This window comes from Streptomyces sp. SD31, assembly GCF_052068475.1.
Taxonomy (GTDB): domain Bacteria; phylum Actinomycetota; class Actinomycetes; order Streptomycetales; family Streptomycetaceae; genus Streptomyces.
Window position 1 is genome coordinate 182006 of sequence record NZ_JBQHCX010000018.1, and the last position, 20036, is coordinate 202041.

20 protein-coding genes and 3 tRNA genes are annotated in these 20036 nt (G+C 68.3%); 21 read left to right on the top strand and 2 right to left on the bottom strand.

Translation table 11 applies throughout. From position 1 onward, the window contains the following. The first annotated feature begins 219 nt into the window (after nucleotides 1-219). The 10 genes from ACTMVF_RS33425 (at nucleotide 220) to ACTMVF_RS33470 (ending at nucleotide 6344) form a co-directional block, all read left to right on the top strand. A tRNA-Thr gene (locus tag ACTMVF_RS33425) sits at nucleotides 220-292 on the top strand. A gap of 46 nt (nucleotides 293-338) precedes the next feature. Beyond that, nucleotides 339-411: transfer RNA gene (locus ACTMVF_RS33430), tRNA-Met, on the top strand. A 90-nt stretch (nucleotides 412-501) separates the two neighbouring features. Continuing rightward, nucleotides 502-666 carry a 50S ribosomal protein L33 gene (gene rpmG, locus ACTMVF_RS33435; RefSeq protein WP_003948671.1) on the top strand — a complete coding sequence of 55 codons (165 nt, stop codon included), beginning with the start codon at nucleotides 502-504 and terminating at the stop codon, nucleotides 664-666. A gap of 149 nt (nucleotides 667-815) precedes the next feature. Continuing rightward, nucleotides 816-1280 (top strand): FAS1-like dehydratase domain-containing protein, encoded by a 465-nt coding sequence (locus ACTMVF_RS33440; protein ID WP_441274828.1) that lies wholly within the window; start codon nucleotides 816-818, stop codon nucleotides 1278-1280. Nucleotides 1281-1285: 5 nt separating this feature from the next. Then, nucleotides 1286-1714 (top strand): MaoC family dehydratase, encoded by a 429-nt coding sequence (locus tag ACTMVF_RS33445; RefSeq protein ID WP_441274829.1) that lies wholly within the window; start codon nucleotides 1286-1288, stop codon nucleotides 1712-1714. Nucleotides 1715-1856: 142 nt separating this feature from the next. Continuing rightward, nucleotides 1857-2420 carry a TetR/AcrR family transcriptional regulator gene (locus tag ACTMVF_RS33450; RefSeq protein ID WP_441274830.1) on the top strand — a complete coding sequence of 188 codons (564 nt, stop codon included), beginning with the start codon at nucleotides 1857-1859 and terminating at the stop codon, nucleotides 2418-2420. Between the two features lie 84 nt (nucleotides 2421-2504). Continuing rightward, nucleotides 2505-3989 carry an MFS transporter gene (locus ACTMVF_RS33455; RefSeq protein WP_441274831.1) on the top strand — a complete coding sequence of 495 codons (1485 nt, stop codon included), beginning with the start codon at nucleotides 2505-2507 and terminating at the stop codon, nucleotides 3987-3989. A 29-nt stretch (nucleotides 3990-4018) separates the two neighbouring features. Next, nucleotides 4019-4399, top strand: coding sequence for a DUF3291 domain-containing protein (locus tag ACTMVF_RS33460; protein WP_441274832.1), 381 nt, complete (start codon nucleotides 4019-4021; stop codon nucleotides 4397-4399). 86 nt (nucleotides 4400-4485) lie between these two features. After that, nucleotides 4486-5541: a UDP-N-acetylmuramate dehydrogenase gene (locus ACTMVF_RS33465; RefSeq protein WP_441274833.1), complete on the top strand. Its 1056-nt coding sequence runs from the start codon at nucleotides 4486-4488 to the stop codon at nucleotides 5539-5541. 98 nt (nucleotides 5542-5639) lie between these two features. Next, nucleotides 5640-6344 (top strand): DsbA family protein, encoded by a 705-nt coding sequence (locus ACTMVF_RS33470; protein WP_441274834.1) that lies wholly within the window; start codon nucleotides 5640-5642, stop codon nucleotides 6342-6344. 6 nt (nucleotides 6345-6350) lie between these two features. On the opposite strand, the gene ACTMVF_RS33475 is transcribed toward ACTMVF_RS33470, so the two are convergent. Both ACTMVF_RS33475 and ACTMVF_RS33480 read right to left on the bottom strand, forming a co-directional pair. Beyond that, complete coding sequence (locus ACTMVF_RS33475) at nucleotides 6351-7382, bottom strand: adenosine deaminase (protein ID WP_441274835.1); 1032 nt, start codon at nucleotides 7380-7382, stop codon at nucleotides 6351-6353. A 137-nt stretch (nucleotides 7383-7519) separates the two neighbouring features. Beyond that, complete coding sequence (locus ACTMVF_RS33480) at nucleotides 7520-8746, bottom strand: pyridoxal phosphate-dependent aminotransferase (RefSeq protein ID WP_031477886.1); 1227 nt, start codon at nucleotides 8744-8746, stop codon at nucleotides 7520-7522. Between the two features lie 285 nt (nucleotides 8747-9031). On the opposite strand from ACTMVF_RS33480, the gene ACTMVF_RS33485 reads away from it, so the two are divergent. The 11 genes from ACTMVF_RS33485 (at nucleotide 9032) to rpoB (ending at nucleotide 20002) form a co-directional block, all read left to right on the top strand. Next, nucleotides 9032-9104: transfer RNA gene (locus ACTMVF_RS33485), tRNA-Trp, on the top strand. Between the two features lie 108 nt (nucleotides 9105-9212). Continuing rightward, on the top strand, nucleotides 9213-9500 hold the full coding sequence (gene secE / locus ACTMVF_RS33490; protein WP_441274836.1) for a preprotein translocase subunit SecE: 288 nt from the start codon (nucleotides 9213-9215) through the stop codon (nucleotides 9498-9500). 80 nt (nucleotides 9501-9580) lie between these two features. Continuing rightward, a complete protein-coding gene (nusG, locus tag ACTMVF_RS33495; protein ID WP_441274837.1) occupies nucleotides 9581-10438 on the top strand; it encodes a transcription termination/antitermination protein NusG in 858 nt (285 codons plus the stop codon). Nucleotides 10439-10724: 286 nt separating this feature from the next. Then, entirely contained in the window at nucleotides 10725-11252 is a 528-nt protein-coding gene (locus ACTMVF_RS33500; RefSeq protein WP_441274838.1) for a hypothetical protein, read from the top strand. Between the two features lie 220 nt (nucleotides 11253-11472). Further along, nucleotides 11473-11907, top strand: a complete 435-nt coding sequence (gene rplK / locus ACTMVF_RS33505) for a 50S ribosomal protein L11 (RefSeq protein WP_028805116.1) — start codon at nucleotides 11473-11475, stop codon at nucleotides 11905-11907. 74 nt (nucleotides 11908-11981) lie between these two features. Next, the gene (rplA, locus tag ACTMVF_RS33510) at nucleotides 11982-12707 is read left to right on the top strand and encodes a 50S ribosomal protein L1 (protein WP_048585309.1); all 726 of its coding nucleotides are present in this window, start codon (nucleotides 11982-11984) and stop codon (nucleotides 12705-12707) included. Between the two features lie 128 nt (nucleotides 12708-12835). Continuing rightward, nucleotides 12836-13642, top strand: a complete 807-nt coding sequence (locus ACTMVF_RS33515) for a hypothetical protein (protein ID WP_441274839.1) — start codon at nucleotides 12836-12838, stop codon at nucleotides 13640-13642. Between the two features lie 101 nt (nucleotides 13643-13743). Next, nucleotides 13744-14601: a hypothetical protein gene (locus ACTMVF_RS33520; RefSeq protein ID WP_441274840.1), complete on the top strand. Its 858-nt coding sequence runs from the start codon at nucleotides 13744-13746 to the stop codon at nucleotides 14599-14601. Nucleotides 14602-14890: 289 nt separating this feature from the next. Continuing rightward, nucleotides 14891-15421 carry a 50S ribosomal protein L10 gene (rplJ, locus tag ACTMVF_RS33525; protein WP_217205691.1) on the top strand — a complete coding sequence of 177 codons (531 nt, stop codon included), beginning with the start codon at nucleotides 14891-14893 and terminating at the stop codon, nucleotides 15419-15421. 114 nt (nucleotides 15422-15535) lie between these two features. After that, entirely contained in the window at nucleotides 15536-15925 is a 390-nt protein-coding gene (gene rplL, locus ACTMVF_RS33530) for a 50S ribosomal protein L7/L12 (RefSeq protein WP_062706819.1), read from the top strand. A gap of 591 nt (nucleotides 15926-16516) precedes the next feature. Next, nucleotides 16517-20002 carry a DNA-directed RNA polymerase subunit beta gene (gene rpoB / locus ACTMVF_RS33535; protein WP_441274841.1) on the top strand — a complete coding sequence of 1162 codons (3486 nt, stop codon included), beginning with the start codon at nucleotides 16517-16519 and terminating at the stop codon, nucleotides 20000-20002. The last annotated feature ends 34 nt before the right edge of the window (nucleotides 20003-20036 follow it).

A 20036-nucleotide genomic window follows, 5' to 3' on the forward strand; every position in this document is an offset into this window, starting at 1 on the left:
ACGCAAGATCACGCAGAGTGAGTCGAGCCTAGGGCGGCGATCCGGCCCTGGCGCGCAGGAGCGCAATAGTCGTACCGGTGTGGTCCGCCGAACGGAGCCGCGCCCGCGGTACCGCAGTGGCCTGCGAGGCGTCTGTGCGCACCGCCGATCGGGCGCGGACGGGGGCCGGGAAACGGATTTGGGTGAACGGCCGCCGAGCGTGTAATGTCTTCATCGCTCGCCCCAATAGCTCAGTCGGTAGAGCGTCTCCATGGTAAGGAGAAGGTCTACGGTTCGATTCCGTATTGGGGCTCTGGTGTGAGAGGTTCCCGCCGCAAGGCGGGTTCCGATCGCATCACAGCGGTGTAGCTCAGTCGGTAGAGCAAGCGGCTCATAATCGCTGTGTCACCGGTTCAAGTCCGGTCACCGCTACTGACAGTAGCCGATTGTGGGGTCGGTCCTTCGATCGGCTACTCTTTTATGCGTTAATCCAGTCCCATCCGTTCGTCAAGGAGCACTCACGTGGCTGCCACCGACGTCCGCCCGAAGATCACGCTGGCCTGCGTGGAGTGCAAGGAGCGGAACTACATCACCAAGAAGAACCGGCGTAACAACCCGGATCGTCTTGAGATGAAGAAGCACTGCCCGCGTTGCAACGCGCACACCGCGCACCGCGAAACGCGATAAATCAGGCTCGTACGCGAGGCCGCCCCCACAGTCGGGGGGCGGCCTCGCGTCGTTTTCGCCCCGGTTACCGGTCGGTTCTGGCCGACCCGGGCGAATCGGCTGGGCGAACCAGCAGGTCAACCGCAGCAGACAGCAGGAGGTGCCGAGCCATGGCGCTCGACCAGTCCTTCGTGGGGCGGAGCTACCCGCCCACCGAGCCCTATGAGGTGGGACGGGAGAAGATCCGTGAGTTCGCGGAGGCGGTGGGGGACACCAACCCGGTGTACCTGGACCCGGAAGCCGCCAAGGCGCTCGGCCACTCCGATGTGATCGCCCCGCCGACCTTCGTCTTCGCGATCAGCTTCAAGGCCGCGGGACAGGTCATCGCCGACCCTCAGTTGGGCCTGGACTACAGCCGGGTGGTGCACGGCGACCAGAAGTTCGCCTACACCCGGCCGGTGCGCGCCGGCGACCGGCTGACCGTCACCTCGACCATCGAGGCCGTCAAGTCCATGGCGGGCAACGAGATCGTGGACATCCGCGGTGAGGTCCACGACGAGGCGGGGGAGCATGTCGTGACCGCCTGGACGAAGCTCGTTGCCCGTGGGGCGGACGCCGAAGAAGGGGAGGGCTGAGTCGGATGACGGCGAAGATTGCGTACGGTGACGTCGAGGTCGGCACCGAACTGCCCGCCCAGACCTTCCCTGTGACCCGCGCCACGCTCGTCCAGTACGCGGGTGCCTCCGGTGACTTCAACCCGATCCACTGGAACGAGAAGTTCGCCAAGGAGGTCGGGCTGCCCGACGTCATCGCACACGGCATGTTCACCATGGCCGAGGCGATCCGCGTGGTCACCGACTGGACCGGGGATCCGGCCGCGGTCGTCGAGTACGGAGTCCGCTTCACCAAGCCCGTGGTCGTGCCGAACGACGGCCAGGGCGCCACGATCGAGGTCAGCGGCAAGGTCGCGGCCAAGCTCGACGACAACAAGGTCCGCGTGGACCTGACCGTGCGGAGCGCCGGGCAGAAGGTGCTCGGGATGTCGCGGGCAGTCGTGCGGCTGGCCTGAGAACGTCGACGTGAACGGCACGCGCGTGCCGTGAGGTAAGGGGCGCTCCCTAGGGTGGGGCGCGCCCCTTACCTGCTGCGCCACCTGTTGCGCCGGCCTCGCCCCTTGACCTAGTTAGTGATTGAGTACTAACTTTCTTCTCATGGTCAGGATGAGCGCAGAAGAGAGGCGCGAGAGTGTCATCCGCGCGGCGACGACCGAGTTCGCCCGCGGTGGCTACTACGGCACGTCGACCGAGGCGATCGCCAAGCGGGTCGGTGTCTCGCAGCCGTATCTCTTCCGGCTCTTCCCGGGAAAGAGAGCGATCTTCCTCGCAGCGGCCGAGCGTTGCGTCGAGGACACCATCCGGACGTTCGCGGAAGCCTCCGAAGGGCTGGAGGGTGAAGAGGCCCTGCATGCCATGGCGGACGCGTACCGGAAGGTCATCTCGGAGCGGCCCGAGCGGCTGATGATGCAGATGCAGCTGTACCTCGCCGTGGCGGCCGCCGAGCAGGAGGGCGACCACGAGTTCGGCGAGGTCGTGCGCACCGGCTGGATGCGGCTGTGGGACACCATCCATCTGCCGTTGGGCGCGGACGTCAATGAGACGACGACCTTCATGGCGTACGGCATGCTCATCAACTGCCTGGTGGCCATGGGCTTCCCTCCCGAGCATCGCGTCTGGGCGGGGATGGCCCAGCCGGGGCCGGGCGGGGGGCCGTCGTAGGGGGAGGGGTGACAGGACTCACCCCGCCTCTTTCACGGGGTCAAAAGTTAGTGATCAATAACTATCTCAAGCGTTGGGGGAGCGATGCCACAACAGACCGAACAGAACGCCCGTACAGCACGCCGGGGCGGAGCCGCCTGGGCCCTTGTCATCACGAGCGTCGCCGGGTTCATGGCGGCACTCGACAACCTCGTCGTCACCACCGCACTGCCCTCCATCCGCGAGGACCTGGGCGGAGCCCTGCCCGACCTGGAGTGGACGGTGAGCGCCTACACGCTCACCTTCGCCGTACTGCTGATGTTCGGCGCGGCGCTCGGCGACCGCTTCGGTCGGCGCCGGCTCTTCCTCGTGGGCATCACGATCTTCACCGGCGCATCCGCCGCCGCGGCCGTCGCGCCCGGTGTCGACTCCCTGATCGCCGCCCGCGCGGTCCAGGGCGCCGGCGCGGCGATCATGATGCCGCTGACGTTGACCCTGCTGACGGCGGCCGTCCCCGCGGCCAAGCGCGGGATGGCGTACGGCATCTGGGGGGCCGTCAACGGACTCGCGATCGCGTCCGGGCCGCTCGTCGGCGGCAGCCTCACCGAGCACATCTCCTGGCAGTGGATCTTCTGGCTGAACGTTCCGCTCGGCCTCGCCCTGCTGCCGCTCGCCCGCCTGCGCCTCGCCGAGTCGTACGGCACCGGCGCCGCGCTCGACCTCCCCGGCACGCTGCTCGCCAGCGGCGGCGTGTTCGGGATCGTCTACGGCCTGGTCCGCGGCCCCGCCGACGGCTGGACCGGCCCACTGGTCCTGACCGGCCTGTTCGCCGGAGGTGTGCTGCTCGTCGGGTTCGTCCTCTACAGCACCCGCGCCAAGAACCCGATGCTGCCGATGCGGCTGTTCCGCTCCCGGGCCTTCTCCGGGATCAACGCCGCGAGCACGCTGATGTTCCTCGGCATGTTCGGGTCGATCTTCCTGCTCAGCCAGTACATGCAGGGCGTGCTCGGCTACTCGCCCACCGAGGCGGGGCTGCGGATGCTGCCGTGGACCGGTATGCCGATGCTCGTCGCGCCGATCGCCGGCATCCTGTCCGACCGCATCGGAGGCCGCCCCGTCGTCGCCACCGGCCTGCTCTTCCAGGCCGCCGGACTTGCCTACCTGGCCTCCGTGGTCACCGTCGACGCCTCCTACGCCGCCCAGCTGCCCGGCCTGATCATCAGCGGCATCGGCATGGCCCTGTTCTTCGCGCCGGCCGCCAACCTGGTCATGTCCAGCGTCCGCGCTTCGGAACAGGGCATCGCCTCCGGCGCCAACAACGCCCTGCGCGAGGTCGGCGGTGCGCTCGGCATCGCCGTCATGGCGTCGATCTTCGCCGCGCAGGGCGGCTACGAGACCGGCCAGACCTTCGTCGACGGCCTGCGGCCCGCCCTGGTCACCGGCGCCGCGGTGGTGGCCCTCGCCGGGGTCGCGGCCCTGCTGATACCGGCCCGGCGGCGCGATGGCCAGGGCCGGGCCGGGAAGGCGGCCGAGCAGGTGCCGGAGTCGGAGCCGGTGCCGGAGCAGGTGCCGGAGACGGCCACCCGCTGACCCGACACCCCGGACCCTGAGGAGCAGTCATGCCCACCCTTCCCTGGACCGTGCCGAACCCCGCCCCGCGCCACACCGAGGTACACGTCTTCGCCTCCCGCTTCGAGACCCGCAGCCTCTGGGGAGCGCTCCGCTTCCTCGCCCGTACGCCGGGCGTGTGGCGGCAGGTGAGCCGGGCGCCCGGAGCCTACGGGGCCTCCCTCAAGGCGGAGCCGTTCAAGCGGACCTTCTGGACGCTGTCCGCCTGGGAGTCGCCCGCGGCGCTCAAGGCCTTCGCCCGCTCGGGCGCCCATGCCCCGACGTCGCGGGGTCTGTCCGCACAGATGCGGGACGCGAAGTTCGCCACCTGGCAGGCGTCGAGCGACGAACTCCCGCTCGGCTGGACAGAGGCGTTCCGGCGGCTGACCTGAACGGCACGCGCGCGTGGCGTGTGCCTGCGCCCCGGCACCGAGGACGGGTGCCGGGGCTGTCAGTGCCGTCTCGTAGTCTTGGGCCCGTGCAGGAACTCCACGACGCCCCCCTCGCCCCCCTCACCACCTTCCGGCTGGGCGGTCCCGCCACCCGCCTGGTCACCGCCACGACCGACGCCGAGGTGATCGACGTCGTGCGCGAGGCCGACGCCAGTGGCACCCCGCTGCTGCTCATCGGCGGCGGATCGAACCTGGTCATCGGGGACAAGGGCTTCGCCGGCACCGCGCTGGTCATCGCCACCAAGGGCGTCGAGCTGGACGGCACCACGCTCGAACTGGCCGCCGGCGAGGTGTGGACCGACGCCGTCGCCCGCACCGTCGAGGCCGGGCTCGCCGGGATCGAGTGCCTCGCCGGAATCCCCGGATCCGCGGGCGCCACGCCGATCCAGAACGTCGGCGCGTACGGCCAGGAGGTCTCCTCGACGATCACCGAGGTGATCGCGTACGACCGCCGCGCGGGCGAGACCGTCGTCATTCCGAACGCCGAGTGCGCCTTCTCCTACCGCCACAGCCGCTTCAAGGCCCACCCCGAGCGCTACGTCGTCCTGCGCGTCCGCTTCCGGCTGGAGGACGCCGACGGGCTCTCCGCCCCCATCAAGTACGCCGAGACGGCCCGCGCCCTCGGCGTCGAAGCCGGCGACCGCGTGCCGCTGGCCGCCGCGCGCGAGACGGTGCTGAAGCTGCGTAGCGGCAAGGGCATGGTCCTGGACCCCGAGGACCACGACACCTGGTCGGCCGGATCCTTCTTCACCAACCCGATCCTCACCGACGAGCAGTTCGCCGCGTTCCACGCACGCGTGCGCGAACGCCTCGGCGACGGCGTGGAGCCGCCCGCGTACCCGGCGGGGGAGGGGCACGCCAAGACCTCCGCGGCCTGGCTCATCGACAAGGCGGGGTTCACCAAGGGGTACGGCACCGGCCCGGCCCGCATCTCGACCAAGCACACCCTCGCCCTGACCAACCGGGGCGGAGCGACCACCGAGGACCTCCTCGCACTCGCCCGCGAGGTCGTGGCCGGCGTCCGCGAGGCCTTCGGCATCACGCTGGTCAACGAGCCGGTGACGGTGGGCGTCAGCCTGTAGCCGCAGGCCGTCAGGGGATACCCGCGAGCGGCAGCCCACAGGAGCGGCATAGAGTCGGCCTCCGCCGCGCCAAGGGGTGCGTCGGGGAGGGGACAGCCATGCGGGGCGCAGGACGACGTCGTAGAGCCGTGATCGTGGTGGTCGTGGTCATGGCGGCCGTACTCGCCACCGGGTGCGGCCGGCGCGCGGCGGACACGGGCGGCGGAGACCTCGACGCCGAGGAGTACACGACGGTCTCGGAGATCGGCGAGTCGGTCGCCGCGGACGGCACCACAATCCGCGTCGGCTCCGCGCGCGCGAGAACCACCGTGCACCTCTACGAGGACATGCGCTGCCCGGTGTGCGAGGAGTTCGAGACCCAGGGAAGCGGCCAGGCCCTGCTCGACCTGGTGATGGCCGGCAAGATCAGAGTGGAGTACACGCTCGCCTCGTTCCTCGACGACAGGGTCGGCGGCCACGGCTCCAAGAAGGCCGCCAACGCCCTGCGGGCCGCCCTGGACCAGGGGCGGTTCGTCGAGTACCACCAAGTGCTCTACGCCCACCAGCCCGAAGAGATCGTCGACGGCTACACCGACGCGTTCCTGCTGGAAATGGCCTCGAAGGTGGACGGCTTGCGCGGCCCGGAGTTCGACGCCGCGGTCAAGGGCATGAAGCACCGCGACTTCGTCTCCGAGTCCCAGGAGGCGTTCGACGAGTCCGGGGCACCGGGCACCCCCACCATCGAGGTGGACGGCCAGCAGCTGCCGCTGTACGAAGAGCTGTTCGACGGCGAGAGACTGACCCTGCTGCTCGGCGGTCTCTGACTCCGTTCAGCCGGCCAGCCAGTCGTCCACCCCCGCCAGCAGCTTCGCCTTCACCTCCTCCGGCGCCGCGGAAGCCCGTACCGACTGCCGGGCCAGTTCCGCCAGCTCCTCGTCCGTGAAGGCATGGTGGTGGCGGGCGATGTCGTACTGGGCGGCGAGGCGGGCACCGAAGAGCAGCGGGTCGTCGGCGCCGAGGGCCATCGGGACGCCGGCCTCGTACAGCGTCCGCAGCGGAACGTCCTCCGGCTTCTCGTAGACGCCCAGGGCGACGTTCGACGCGGGGCACACCTCGCAGGTCACGCCCCGGTCGGCGAGGCGCTTCAACAGCCGCGGGTCCTCGGCTGCCCGCACCCCGTGGCCGATCCGGCTCGCGCCCAGGTCGTCCAGGCAGTCATGGACCGAAGCCGGGCCCGTCAGCTCGCCCCCGTGCGGGGCGGAGAGCAGGCCGCCCTCGCGGGCGATGTGGAAGGCGCGGTCGAAGTCCCGCGCCATACCCCGGCGCTCGTCGTTCGACAGCCCGAATCCCACCACGCCCCGGTCGGCGTACCGCACCGCGAGCCGCGCCAGCGTGCGGGCGTCCAGGGGGTGCTTCATACGGTTCGCGGCGACCAGGACGCGCATCCCGACACCCGTGTCCCGCGACGCCGTCTCCACCGCGTCCAGGATGATCTCCAGCGCCGAGATCAGACCGCCCAGCCGGGGCGCGTACGACGTGGGGTCCACCTGGATCTCCAGCCAGCCGGAGCCGTCCTTCAGATCCTCCTCGGCGGCTTCCCTGACCAGGCGCTGGATGTCCTCCGGCTGCCGCAGGCACGAGCGCGCCGCGTCGTACAGGCGTTGGAAGCGGAACCAGCCCCGCTCGTCCGTCGCCCGCAGCTTCGGCGGCTCCCCGCTGGTCAGCGCGTCGGTGAGCGCCTCGGGCAGGCGCACGCCGTACTTGTCGGCCAGTTCCAGCAGGGTCGCCGGCCGCATCGAGCCGGTGAAGTGCAGGTGCAGATGGGCTTTCGGCAGCTCAGAGACATCACGTACACGCTCCATCCCAGGATCCTGCCGCACGTGTCCGCCGTCCCGGTAGCGCTTTCCCCGAACGTGGTCTTGCTCGCACGCGCAGACGACAAAGCGGGCCGCTCCCCGAGGGGAACGGCCCGCCACCACCTCCTCATGTGAGGAGGTGGTCAGTCCCTGGCCTCCGCGAGCAGCTTCTGGATCCGGCTCACGCCCTCGACGAGGTCCTCGTCACCGAGCGCGTACGACAGCCGCAGATAGCCGGGCGTGCCGAAGGCCTCGCCCGGGACCACCGCGACCTCGGCCTCCTCCAGGATGAGCGCGGCCAGCTCGACCGAGTCCTGCGGGCGCTTGCCGCGGATCTCCTTGCCGATGAGGGCCTTCACCGAGGGGTACGCGTAGAAGGCGCCCTCGGGCTCCGGGCAGACGACGCCGTCGATCTCGTTGAGCATCCGCACGATCGTCTTGCGGCGGCGGTCGAAGGCCTCGCGCATCTTCGCGACCGCGTCCAGGTCGCCCGAGACGGCGGCGAGAGCGGCCACCTGGGCCACGTTCGAGACGTTCGACGTGGCGTGCGACTGGAGGTTGGTCGCGGCCTTCACCACATCCTTCGGGCCGATGATCCAGCCGACCCGCCAGCCGGTCATGGCGTACGTCTTGGCGACGCCGTTGACCACGATGCACTTGTCGCGCAGCTCCGGCAGGACCGCGGGCAGCGACACGGACACCGCGTCGCCGTAGACCAGGTGCTCGTAGATCTCGTCCGTCATCACCCACAGGCCGTGCTCGACGGCCCAGCGGCCGATCGCCTCGGTCTCGGCCTCGCTGTAGACCGCGCCGGTCGGGTTCGACGGGGAGACGAAGAGGACGACCTTCGTCTTCTCCGTACGGGCCGCCTCCAGCTGCTCGACCGAGACGCGGTAGCCGGTCGTCTCGTCGGCGACGACCTCGACCGGGACACCGCCGGCGAGACGGATCGACTCCGGGTACGTCGTCCAGTACGGGGCCGGCACGATGACCTCGTCGCCCGGGTCGAGGATCGCGGCGAAGGCCTCGTAGATGGCCTGCTTACCGCCGTTGGTGACCAGGATCTGGGAGACGTCGGGCTCGTAGCCGGAGTCGCGCAGCGTCTTCGCGGCGATCGCGGCCTTCAGCTCGGGCAGACCGCCGGCCGGGGTGTAGCGGTGGTACTTCGGGTTCTTGCACGCCTCGATGGCGGCCTCGACGATGTAGTCCGGGGTCGGGAAGTCGGGCTCACCGGCGCCGAAGCCGATCACCGGACGCCCGGCGGCCTTGAGGGCCTTGGCCTTGGCGTCCACGGCGAGGGTGGCGGACTCGGAGATCGCGCCGACTCGGGCGGAGACCCGGCGCTCGGTGGGAGGGGTTGCAGCGCTCATGGGGCCCATCGTTTCAGACAGGAAACGTGCCCGGCACGGGGGTTTCACGGACTGAACATCAGCTGAACAACCGTCCGGATCCTGCGCGCGGCCAGGGCGATCTTGCACTGTCGCACGGCCGAACTCCAGGCGATCTTCCGCCGCCCAAGCCCCCATCGGCCACTTTCTGTTCGACGAGGCGCCCGGGACCACGTACACTCTCACCTCGTTGGCCTTCAGCGGCCCGCGGTCGCAAGGTGCACACCGAGCACCCGGTCGGATGCGGTACGTTGGGGGACACCACAAAGGGTCGTAGCTCAATTGGTAGAGCACCGGTCTCCAAAACCGGCGGTTGGGGGTTCAAGTCCCTCCGGCCCTGCTACACACTCCTTCGCCAGGATGTGTGCGCATGTACGTACAGCAATGCACCGCCGTGCGGCTCAGACCGGGCGCGGCACGGCCACGACCCGGAATCAGGTGAGGACGAGTGACGGACGCCGTGGGCTCCATCGACATGCCTGATGCCCAGGACGAGGCGCCGGAGTCCAAGAAGAAGACCCGAAAGGGTGGCAAGCGCGCCAAGAAGGGCCCGCTGAAGCGACTCGCGCTCTTCTATCGCCAGATCGTCGCGGAACTCCGCAAGGTCGTCTGGCCGACGCGTAATCAGCTGACGACGTACACCACTGTGGTGATCCTTTTCGTCGTCATCATGATCGGTCTGGTGACCGTGATTGACTATGGGCTCGACCAAGCCGCCAAGTACGTCTTCGGCTGAGCCAAGAGCGAAGGGCGCCGCGGTTACCGGCGCCCCTTTCGCATGTTCCACCCCTATGTATCCAGGAAGAAGCAGCCACCGTGTCTGACCAGAACCTGAACGACGCCATCGAGCCGCACGGGCAGGACGTCGAGTCCGTGGAAGACGAGCTCGACATCGTCGAGGGCGCTGACGAGGACCTGGACGAGGTCGAGGCTGCCGACGCCGAGGCGGGCGAGCCCGCCGAGGAAGCCGCGCTGCGCGTCGAGGACGAGTCCGGCGGTGACGTCGAGGCTGTCGAGGACGGGGAAGAGGGCGCCGAAGAGGAGCCCGCCGAGCCCGTCGACCCCGTCGCCGCCCTCCGCGAGGAGCTCCGCACCCTGCCCGGCGAGTGGTACGTCATCCACACCTACGCCGGTTACGAGAACCGCGTGAAGACCAACCTGGAGCAGCGCGCCGTCTCGCTGAACGTCGAGGACTACATCTTCCAGGCCGAGGTGCCGCAGGAAGAGGTCGTCCAGATCAAGAACGGCGACCGCAAGACGATCAAGCAGAACAAGCTGCCGGGTTACGTCCTGGTCCGCATGGACCTGACCAACGAGTCCTGGGGCGTCGTCCGCAACACCCCCGGCGTCACCGGCTTCGTGGGCAACGCCTACGACCCGTACCCGCTGACCCTGGACGAGATCGTCAAGATGCTCGCCCCGGAGGCCGAGGAGAAGGCCGCCCGCGAGGCCGCCGAGGCCGAGGGCAAGCCGGCTCCGCAGCGCAAGGTCGAGGTCCAGGTGCTGGACTTCGAGGTCGGCGACTCGGTCACCGTCACCGACGGCCCGTTCGCCACGCTGCAGGCCACGATCAACGAGATCAACGCCGACTCGAAGAAGGTCAAGGGCCTGGTGGAGATCTTCGGCCGCGAGACGCCGGTCGAGCTGTCCTTCGACCAGATCCAGAAGAACTAGCAGTACAGCAGCCTTCGCAAAGGGCCTCCGGTCAGCGTTTTCGCTGGTCGGAGGCCCTTTCGTCGTACGCGTCGGCCCCCGTGCGGGCCACGCCCCCAAACAAATGTGCGCTAGGCCACAACCATCCGGTGAGCCCGCCGGTCTGACCTGATGACCGAAACGCGCGGACAGCGTTCTTCATGGCGATCTATGGCTCTTAGTGGCGGTTTGCCCAGGGCTGGTCGCTGTCCGCGCCGGCATTCGGCACCTGTCGAGTCAGTCACCATGAAGTAGGGGGAACTTCCTCATGCGTGCTCGAACCATCCTGGTCGTGGCGGCGGCGTCCGCCTGCGTCCTGCTGCCGACGACCTCCGCGGTCGCCGGCACGGGCCCGGCCCCGTCACCGAACAAGCAGAACCCGACCGCGCGCTCGACCGCCCCGTCCGAGGCGGGCAACCCGCTGAGCGTCAAGGCGCGGGCGGCCGGCGTCTGCTCGGACGCCTACCAGATCGGCGCCACCGCCTACATCAACCGGGGCGGCGCGCACGTGGCCTCGGTGAAGCAGTTCTACTCGCCCAAGTGCCAAGCGAACTACGGCTATGTCTGGGTCTGGCAGAGCTTCCGCGACAAGGTCAAGGACTACGACGTCAGCACCGGCGTCTACAGCTACGCCCGGGACGAGGTCGTGGGCCAGGACTGGTGGAACGCCACCAACAGCCAGGAGTTCTGGTCCCTGCCCGCCGACACGGTGAAGGAGTGCACCGCGGCCATCGGCACGCTGCGCGCTCCCGGTGACCCGGTGCCGGGCCAGGCGACCACGGCCAAGCGCTGCTGACCACCCCTCCCTGACCCCGGCCGACGCGCGGCGGCCGGGGTCGGCCCCTGTGCGGGGCTGTGCACGGCCGGGCGCCTGAGCTGCCGGTTTTGGCCCTGACGCGTTACCCGTTATCGTTGTGCGGTATGCCTCCATCCGGATGATCCGCACGTTCACCGTTCCAGGTGTCCAGCGGCACGGATGGCGGCGGAACACCTCTCACTAAGGACCCGGAGAGAGCATGCCTCCCAAGAAGAAGAAGGTCACGGGGCTCATCAAGCTCCAGATCCAGGCCGGTGCGGCCAACCCGGCTCCGCCGGTCGGCCCGGCCCTGGGTCAGCACGGCGTCAACATCATGGAGTTCTGCAAGGCCTACAACGCCGCGACCGAGTCGCAGCGCGGTTGGGTCATCCCGGTGGAGATCACGGTCTACGAGGACCGTTCCTTCACCTTCATCACCAAGACGCCGCCGGCCGCCAAGATGATCCTCAAGGCCGCGGGCGTGGAGAAGGGCTCCGGCGAGCCGCACAAGACCAAGGTCGCCAAGATCACCGAGGCGCAGGTCCGCGAGATCGCCACCACCAAGATGCCCGACCTCAACGCCAACGACCTGGACGCCGCCGCGAAGATCATCGCCGGCACCGCCCGTTCCATGGGCATCACGGTCGAGGGCTGACCCCAACCCCCAAGCAGAAGTGGCAGGGCCTGCTCGGCCCGGACCACAACTCCTAAGAAGCAACAGGAGCAGTAGTGAGCAAGCGCAGCAAGACTCTCCGCGCTGCGGACGCCAAGATCGACCGGGAGAAGCTCTACGCCCCGCTCGAGGCCGTCCGTCTCGCCAAGGAGACGTCCACGACCAAGTTCGACGGCACCGTCGAGGTCGCCTTCCGTCTGGGTGTCGACCCGCGTAAGGCCGACCAGATGGTCCGTGGCACCGTGAACCTTCCGCACGGCACCGGTAAGACCGCCCGGGTCCTGGTCTTCGCGACCGGCGACCGTGCCGAGGCCGCGCGTGCCGCGGGCGCCGACATCGTCGGTGCCGACGAGCTGATCGACGAGGTCTCGAAGGGCCGCCTGGACTTCGACGCCGTCGTCGCCACCCCGGACCTCATGGGCAAGGTCGGCCGCCTCGGCCGCGTGCTCGGTCCGCGTGGTCTGATGCCGAACCCGAAGACCGGCACCGTCACCCCCGACGTGGCCAAGGCCGTCACCGACATCAAGGGCGGCAAGATCGAGTTCCGCGTCGACAAGCACTCGAACCTGCACTTCATCATCGGCAAGGTGTCGTTCGACGACAGCAAGCTGGTGGAGAACTACGGCGCCGCGCTGGAGGAGATCCTCCGTCTGAAGCCGTCCGCCGCCAAGGGTCGCTACATCAAGAAGGCCGCGATCAGCACCACGATCGGCCCCGGCATCCCGGTCGACCCGAACCGCACCCGCAACCTCCTCGTCGAGGAGGACCCGGCCGCGGTCTGAGCCCTCGGCTCACCAGGCTCAGACGGGCCCCGCACCCTTCCCGGGTGCGGGGCCCGTCCCCGTTCTCCGGCCCGTTTGTCAGTGCCCTGGGTTAACGTGCATTCACGGGATGGGCACAGGGGGGACGAATGACGAGCACAAGGGCGGGCCGGTCGGTCTTCTGGATCGCGCTGCTGACCGCGCTGACGGCCCTGGTTGCCTGCACGTCCTCCGACCGTCGCGAGGCGGAGGACCGCGCCACCCCTGACCCGGCCGTGACGGCCGCCCTGCGCACCGTCGAACGGTCCACCGACGCCGCCGAGTCCGCCCGAGTCGACTCCACGACCACCATGGGATCGACGCTGTCCATCAGGGCTGACGGCATCCTCGCCTGGGGCGACGGTCTCACCGGCACCCTGACGATCACGTACACCGGCGGCACGACGGCCGAGACCATGCGCCGACTGGGCACCACGTCGATGGAGGCCCGCTATCTCCCGGACGCCTACTACGCGCGCATGGGCGACACATTCGCCGAGAAGACCGACGGCAAGCACTGGATCAAGTACGGCTACGACGACCTGAAGCGCTACGCCGGCAGTTCCGGAGCGGATCTCGCGGACCAGATGCGCGGCACTGCGCCGCATACGTCGGTGAAACTGCTGCTGTCCTCCGCGGACGTACGGAAAGTCGGCGAGGAGAAGGTGAGAGGCGAGCACACCACGCACTACTCCGGCACGGTGCAGGGCGAGGGCGCCACCGCGCAGACCTTCGACATATGGGTCGACCACCGGAACCTCCTGGTCAAGAAGGTCGAGAAGGGCCGGACGGCCACGGGACGGCTGACCCAGACCGCCTACTACAGCGACTACGGCGTGAAGGCAGCGGTCGAGAAGCCTGCGGCTGGGGACACCGCGGACTTCAAGGAGTTGCTGAAGGACCCTGAGCGCCGCTGAAAGGCGCGGAATTCGCAAGACTGTTCAGGGCTCCTGGGTTACGCTCCCGATCTTGCTGTGCGCCGACCACGCACCAGCCATGCGTTCCTTGGGGGGAATCAATGAGCTTTGCCGTACGTGCCTTCGTGCCGCCTCGGGTGCTGGGCGCGGGCCTCGCGGCGCTGCTGCTCGCCGGCTGCGGGACAGGGCCCGACGGGGAGCAGTCCGCGGCCTCACCGGCCGCCGACGCCGTCGCACGGGCCGTGGAGAAGTCCGAGGACGTCACTTCCCTGCACTATCGGGTGACCGGCCGGTTTCCGCAGCGGGGGCGGATAGCGGACGAGGCGAGTGTCGGTACGAAACCGGTGGTGGCGCGGCTGAGGACAGCCAATCTCAGCGGCGATGAGGAGGGCGAGTCCGAGCTGCTTCTCGTCGGCGGGGTGCTGTACGGCAGCGCGAGCGACGACATGGTCGAGGAGATGGGTGGCCGGCACTGGATCAGCTACGGCCCGAAGGCCGAGTTCACCACGCATGGCGGCCTGCGCATGGACGTCGGCGGCCTGCGCGACCAGGTGAGCCGCAACCCGGCGCGGGAAGCGGCCTTCCTGGCCACCGCCGAGGACGTGAAGCGGATCGGCCCCGAGAAGGCCGACGGCGCCGACACCACCCACTACACGGGCACGGCCACCGTCGACGAGCTCCGCGCCTCTCTCGGGAAGATCGACGACAAGGCCACCCGGCAGGGCCGCGAGAACAGCCTTGACCAGTACGAGAAGCTGGGCGTGGACGAGCTCACCCTGGACGTGTGGGTCGACGACACCGACCGCGTCAGGCAGCTCCGCACCCAGGGCTTCGGTCGCCACGGCGAACTCGACCTGACCTACACCTTCCTCGACTACGGCAAGCCGGTGACGGTCCGGGCGCCCCGCGCCGACGACACGGCGGACCTGCGCAAGCCGTTGAAGAAGAACGGGAGCTGAGGGCCGTAGGGGCCGATTTGCTTGACGGCGACCGAGTCCCGTACTCTCCTACAGAAGCCAAAGACCGCTGGTCGTTGCCGTGCGCTCGCAAGAGGGTGCGGTGGCCGAAGGATCCGCTGAACTGCGGACGACCCGCGCAGGTGACAGTGGAAGAACTCCCGGAGTGCGTACGTTCCCGTTCGTGCGACCGGTCGAGTCCGCCCCGTGCGCCTGCGCCGGGGCGTTTCGTTTTCCCCAGTCCTCCTTCGGGTCCGCGCGGTCAGAATCACCCGGAAGGAGGCCGAGGCTCATGGCGAGGCCCGACAAGGCTGCCGCAGTGGCCGAGTTGACGGAGCAGTTCCGCAACTCCAACGCTGCTGTGCTGACCGAGTACCGCGGTCTCACCGTGGCGCAGCTCAAGACGCTGCGTCGTTCGCTCGGTGAGAACGCTCACTACGCCGTGGTGAAGAACACGCTGACCAAGATTGCGGCCAACGAGGCCGGGATCAACACGCTGGACGACCTGTTCAACGGTCCGACGGCTGTCGCCTTCGTCACCGGTGACCCGGTGGAGTCGGCGAAGGGTCTCCGTGACTTCGCCAAGGACAACCCGAATCTCGTCATCAAGGGCGGTGTCCTTGAGGGCAAGGCGCTCAGCGCCGACGAGATCAAGAAGCTTGCGGACCTCGAGTCCCGCGAGGTTCTGCTCAGCAAGCTGGCCGGTGCCTTCAAGGCGAAGCAGTCCCAGGCTGCCTCCGTCTTCCAGGCGCTGCCGTCGAAGCTCGTCCGCACGGTGGACGCGCTCCGCGCCAAGCAGGCCGAGCAGGGCGGTGCCGAGTAATTCGGCTCGCACACTGGCCCCCGCAGCCTGACCGCGGAGGCCACAGCGGGCCGACGTACGCCCGCCTCACCCAGTACACCCGGCACCTGCCGATTTAGTGGAAGGACCGCCATCATGGCGAAGCTCAGCCAGGAAGACCTGCTCGCGCAGTTCGAGGAGATGACCCTCATCGAGCTCTCCGAGTTCGTGAAGGCGTTCGAGGAGAAGTTCGACGTCACCGCCGCCGCTGCCGCGCCGGTCGTCGTCGCCGGTGGTGCCGCTGGTGGCGCCGCCGCCGAGGCCGTCGAGGAGAAGGACGAGTTCGACGTCATCCTCACCGGCGCCGGCGACAAGAAGATCCAGGTCATCAAGGTCGTGCGTGAGCTGACCTCCCTGGGTCTGAAGGAGGCCAAGGACCTCGTGGACGGCGCCCCGAAGCCCGTCCTCGAGAAGGTCGCCAAGGACGCCGCCGAGAAGGCCGCCGAGTCCCTCAAGGGCGCCGGCGCCTCCGTCGAGGTCAAGTAAGACCTTCCCGGTCTTGCGGGTCGAGTACGACCTTCGCGCTTGCTGAAACCGGCCTCCTGAGGCTGTAACGCAGTCGCACCGAAGAGCGATCATCCATTCGGGTGGTCGCTCTTCGGCGTTCCTGGGGGCGCGGCCACGGTTACCTTGCGCCCGCTTCGGCGGGGGGTATGGTGATCTTCGTCGTGTCTCCGGGAGCCCCTGGGTTCGGGCGTGGGGGCCTTGACGAACCGCACGCAGCGCGCAATTCTCAGGACGCGTCGTCACAAGGATCCGAATCCGAGGCATGGATCGGCGACGAAGAGGGCAGTATCAACGTGCATTGAGGGCAAGCATGCCGAGGGCGTTGAGGACAACGAGGGTCGCGAAATACCCGCACTGGACATCAGTGTGCCAAGTGGCTACACTGACCCTTTGCGCTGCCTGTTAGCTGTCCCCTGCCCGTCACCAGGGGCATGCCCTCGCTTGAGCACCGATGACCGGACCATCCTTGACCTGGCCATTCTTTGGTCGGAGATGGAAACGCCTGTCTCTGTGCCCCGGTGAGGGGCCGGTACGCGCGTAGTGAGTCCGAGCCCTCGGAAGGACCCCCTCTTGGCCGCCTCGCGCACTGCCTCGACCGCGAATACGAACAACGGCGCCAGCACCGCCCCGCTGCGCATCTCTTTTGCAAAGATCAAGGAGCCCCTCGAGGTTCCGAACCTGCTCGCGCTGCAGACCGAGAGCTTCGACTGGCTGCTCGGCAACACCGCCTGGCAGAGTCGGGTCGAGGCGGCTCTGGAGTCCGGTCAGGACGTCCCCACCAAGTCCGGCCTCGAGGAGATCTTCGAGGAGATCTCCCCGATCGAGGACTTCTCCGGGTCGATGTCGCTGACGTTCCGCGACCACCGCTTCGAGCCCCCGAAGAACAGCATCGACGAGTGCAAGGAGCGCGACTTCACGTACGCCGCTCCGCTCTTCGTCACGGCCGAGTTCACGAACAACGAGACCGGCGAGATCAAGTCCCAGACGGTCTTCATGGGCGACTTCCCGCTCATGACGAACAAGGGCACGTTCGTCATCAACGGCACCGAGCGTGTCGTGGTGTCGCAGCTGGTCCGTTCGCCCGGTGTCTACTTCGACTCCTCCATCGACAAGACGTCCGACAAGGACATCTTCTCCGCCAAGATCATCCCGTCCCGGGGTGCCTGGCTGGAGATGGAGATCGACAAGCGCGACATGGTCGGTGTCCGTATCGACCGCAAGCGCAAGCAGTCCGTCACCGTTCTGCTCAAGGCGCTCGGCTGGACGACCGAGCAGATCCTCGAGGAGTTCGGCGAGTACGAGTCGATGCGCGCCACCCTGGAGAAGGACCACACCCAGGGCCAGGACGACGCGCTGCTCGACATCTACCGCAAGCTGCGTCCGGGCGAGCCCCCCACGCGTGAGGCCGCGCAGACGCTCCTGGAGAACCTGTACTTCAACCCGAAGCGCTACGACCTCGCCAAGGTCGGCCGCTACAAGGTCAACAAGAAGCTGGGTGCGGACGCTCCGCTGGACGCGGGCATCCTGACCGTCGAGGACATCATCTCGACGATCAAGTACCTGGTGAAGCTGCACGCGGGCGAGACCGAGACGGTCGGCGACAGCGGTCAGAGCATCGTCGTCGAGACCGACGACATCGACCACTTCGGCAACCGTCGTCTGCGCAGCGTCGGCGAGCTCATCCAGAACCAGGTCCGCACCGGTCTGGCTCGTATGGAGCGCGTCGTCCGTGAGCGCATGACGACCCAGGACGTCGAGGCGATCACGCCGCAGACCCTGATCAACATCCGGCCGGTCGTCGCCTCCATCAAGGAGTTCTTCGGCACCAGCCAGCTGTCGCAGTTCATGGACCAGAACAACCCGCTGTCCGGGCTGACGCACAAGCGTCGTCTGTCCGCGCTCGGCCCGGGTGGTCTGTCCCGTGAGCGGGCCGGCTTCGAGGTCCGTGACGTTCACCCGTCTCACTACGGCCGTATGTGCCCGATCGAGACGCCTGAAGGCCCGAACATCGGTCTGATCGGTTCGCTCGCCTCCTACGGCCGCGTCAACGCGTTCGGCTTCGTGGAGACGCCGTACCGCAAGGTCACCGGCGGTGTCGTCACCGACGAGGTCGACTACCTGACGGCCGACGAAGAGGACCGCTTCGTCATCGCGCAGGCCAACGCCACGCTCAACGACGACATGCGGTTCGCCGAGAACCGCGTCCTCGTCCGTCGCCGTGGTGGCGAGGTCGACTACGTCGCCGGTGACGACGTGGACTACATGGACGTCTCGCCGCGCCAGATGGTGTCGGTCGCGACCGCCATGATCCCGTTCCTCGAGCACGACGACGCCAACCGTGCCCTCATGGGCGCGAACATGATGCGTCAGGCCGTGCCGCTGATTAAGTCCGAGGCCCCGCTCGTCGGCACCGGCATGGAGTACCGCTCCGCCGTCGACGCCGGTGACGTGGTCAAGGCCGAGAAGGCGGGTGTGGTCCAGGAGGTCTCCGCGGACTACATCACCACCGCCAACGACGACGGCACGTACATCACGTACCGCCTGGCCAAGTTCGCCCGTTCCAACCAGGGCACCTCGGTCAACCAGAAGGTCATCGTCCACGAGGGCGACCGCATCATCGAGGGCCAGGTCCTCGCCGACGGTCCGGCCACCCAGCAGGGCGAGATGGCGCTGGGCAAGAACCTGCTCGTGGCGTTCATGCCGTGGGAGGGTCACAACTACGAGGACGCGATCATCCTGTCGCAGCGCCTCGTACAGGACGACGTCCTCTCCTCGATCCACATCGAGGAGCACGAGGTCGACGCCCGTGACACCAAGCTCGGCCCCGAGGAGATCACCCGGGACATCCCGAACGTCTCCGAGGAGGTCCTCGCCGACCTCGACGAGCGCGGCATCATCCGTATCGGTGCCGAGGTCATCGCCGGCGACATCCTCGTCGGCAAGGTGACCCCCAAGGGTGAGACCGAGCTGACGCCGGAGGAGCGCCTGCTCCGCGCGATCTTCGGTGAGAAGGCCCGTGAGGTCCGTGACACCTCGCTGAAGGTGCCGCACGGCGAGACCGGCAAGGTCATCGGCGTCCGCGTCTTCGACCGCGAGGAGGGCGACGAGCTTCCCCCCGGTGTGAACCAGCTGGTGCGCGTGTACGTCGCGCAGAAGCGCAAGATCACCGACGGTGACAAGCTCGCCGGCCGCCACGGCAACAAGGGTGTTATTTCGAAGATCCTTCCCATCGAGGACATGCCGTTCCTCGAGGACGGAACTCCGGTCGACATCATCCTCAACCCGCTGGGTGTGCCGTCCCGAATGAACCCGGGACAGGTCCTGGAGATCCACCTCGGCTGGCTCGCCAGCCGCGGCTGGGACGTCTCCGGCCTCGCGGACGAGTGGGCGCAGCGCCTCCAGGCGATCGGCGCCGACCAGGTCGACCCGGGCACGAACGTCGCGACCCCCGTCTTCGACGGTGCGCGCGAGGACGAGCTCGCGGGTCTGCTGCAGCACACCATCCCGAACCGCGACGGCGAGCGCATGGTGCTCCCGACCGGTAAGGCGCGGCTGTTCGACGGCCGTAGCGGTGAGCCGTTCCCGGACCCGATCTCGGTCGGCTACATGTACATCCTGAAGCTGCACCACCTGGTCGACGACAAGCTGCACGCCCGCTCGACCGGCCCGTACAGCATGATCACCCAGCAGCCGCTGGGTGGTAAGGCCCAGTTCGGTGGCCAGCGCTTCGGTGAGATGGAGGTGTGGGCGCTGGAGGCTTACGGCGCCGCGTACGCCCTCCAGGAGCTGCTGACCATCAAGTCCGACGACGTCACCGGCCGCGTGAAGGTCTACGAGGCCATCGTCAAGGGCGAGAACATCCCCGAGCCCGGCATCCCCGAGTCCTTCAAGGTGCTCATCAAGGAGATGCAGTCGCTCTGCCTGAACGTGGAGGTGCTGTCCAGCGACGGTATGTCCATCGAGATGCGTGACACCGACGAGGACGTCTTCCGCGCTGCGGAGGAGCTCGGCATCGACCTGTCCCGGCGCGAGCCGAGCAGCGTCGAAGAGGTCTGACGGGAGTCCGGCGGGGCCCTCACCCACAGGGCCC

Excerpts from the sequence above, each read along its gene's own strand:
- rplK (WP_028805116.1), top strand. The coding sequence starts at position 11,473 with ATGCCTCCCAAGAAGAAGAAGGTCACGGGGCTCATCAAGCTCCAGATC.
- ACTMVF_RS33515 (WP_441274839.1), top strand. The coding sequence starts at position 12,836 with ATGACGAGCACAAGGGCGGGCCGGTCGGTCTTCTGGATCGCGCTGCTG.
- ACTMVF_RS33480 (WP_031477886.1), bottom strand. The coding sequence starts at position 8,746 with ATGAGCGCTGCAACCCCTCCCACCGAGCGCCGGGTCTCCGCCCGAGTC.
- ACTMVF_RS33500 (WP_441274838.1), top strand. The coding sequence starts at position 10,725 with ATGCGTGCTCGAACCATCCTGGTCGTGGCGGCGGCGTCCGCCTGCGTC.
- ACTMVF_RS33475 (WP_441274835.1), bottom strand. The coding sequence starts at position 7,382 with ATGGAGCGTGTACGTGATGTCTCTGAGCTGCCGAAAGCCCATCTGCAC.
- rplL (WP_062706819.1), top strand. The coding sequence starts at position 15,536 with ATGGCGAAGCTCAGCCAGGAAGACCTGCTCGCGCAGTTCGAGGAGATG.
- ACTMVF_RS33470 (WP_441274834.1), top strand. The coding sequence starts at position 5,640 with ATGCGGGGCGCAGGACGACGTCGTAGAGCCGTGATCGTGGTGGTCGTG.
- ACTMVF_RS33520 (WP_441274840.1), top strand. The coding sequence starts at position 13,744 with ATGAGCTTTGCCGTACGTGCCTTCGTGCCGCCTCGGGTGCTGGGCGCG.
- ACTMVF_RS33445 (WP_441274829.1), top strand. The coding sequence starts at position 1,286 with ATGACGGCGAAGATTGCGTACGGTGACGTCGAGGTCGGCACCGAACTG.
- ACTMVF_RS33440 (WP_441274828.1), top strand. The coding sequence starts at position 816 with ATGGCGCTCGACCAGTCCTTCGTGGGGCGGAGCTACCCGCCCACCGAG.
- ACTMVF_RS33450 (WP_441274830.1), top strand. The coding sequence starts at position 1,857 with ATGGTCAGGATGAGCGCAGAAGAGAGGCGCGAGAGTGTCATCCGCGCG.
- ACTMVF_RS33455 (WP_441274831.1), top strand. The coding sequence starts at position 2,505 with ATGCCACAACAGACCGAACAGAACGCCCGTACAGCACGCCGGGGCGGA.
- ACTMVF_RS33460 (WP_441274832.1), top strand. The coding sequence starts at position 4,019 with ATGCCCACCCTTCCCTGGACCGTGCCGAACCCCGCCCCGCGCCACACC.
- rplJ (WP_217205691.1), top strand. The coding sequence starts at position 14,891 with ATGGCGAGGCCCGACAAGGCTGCCGCAGTGGCCGAGTTGACGGAGCAG.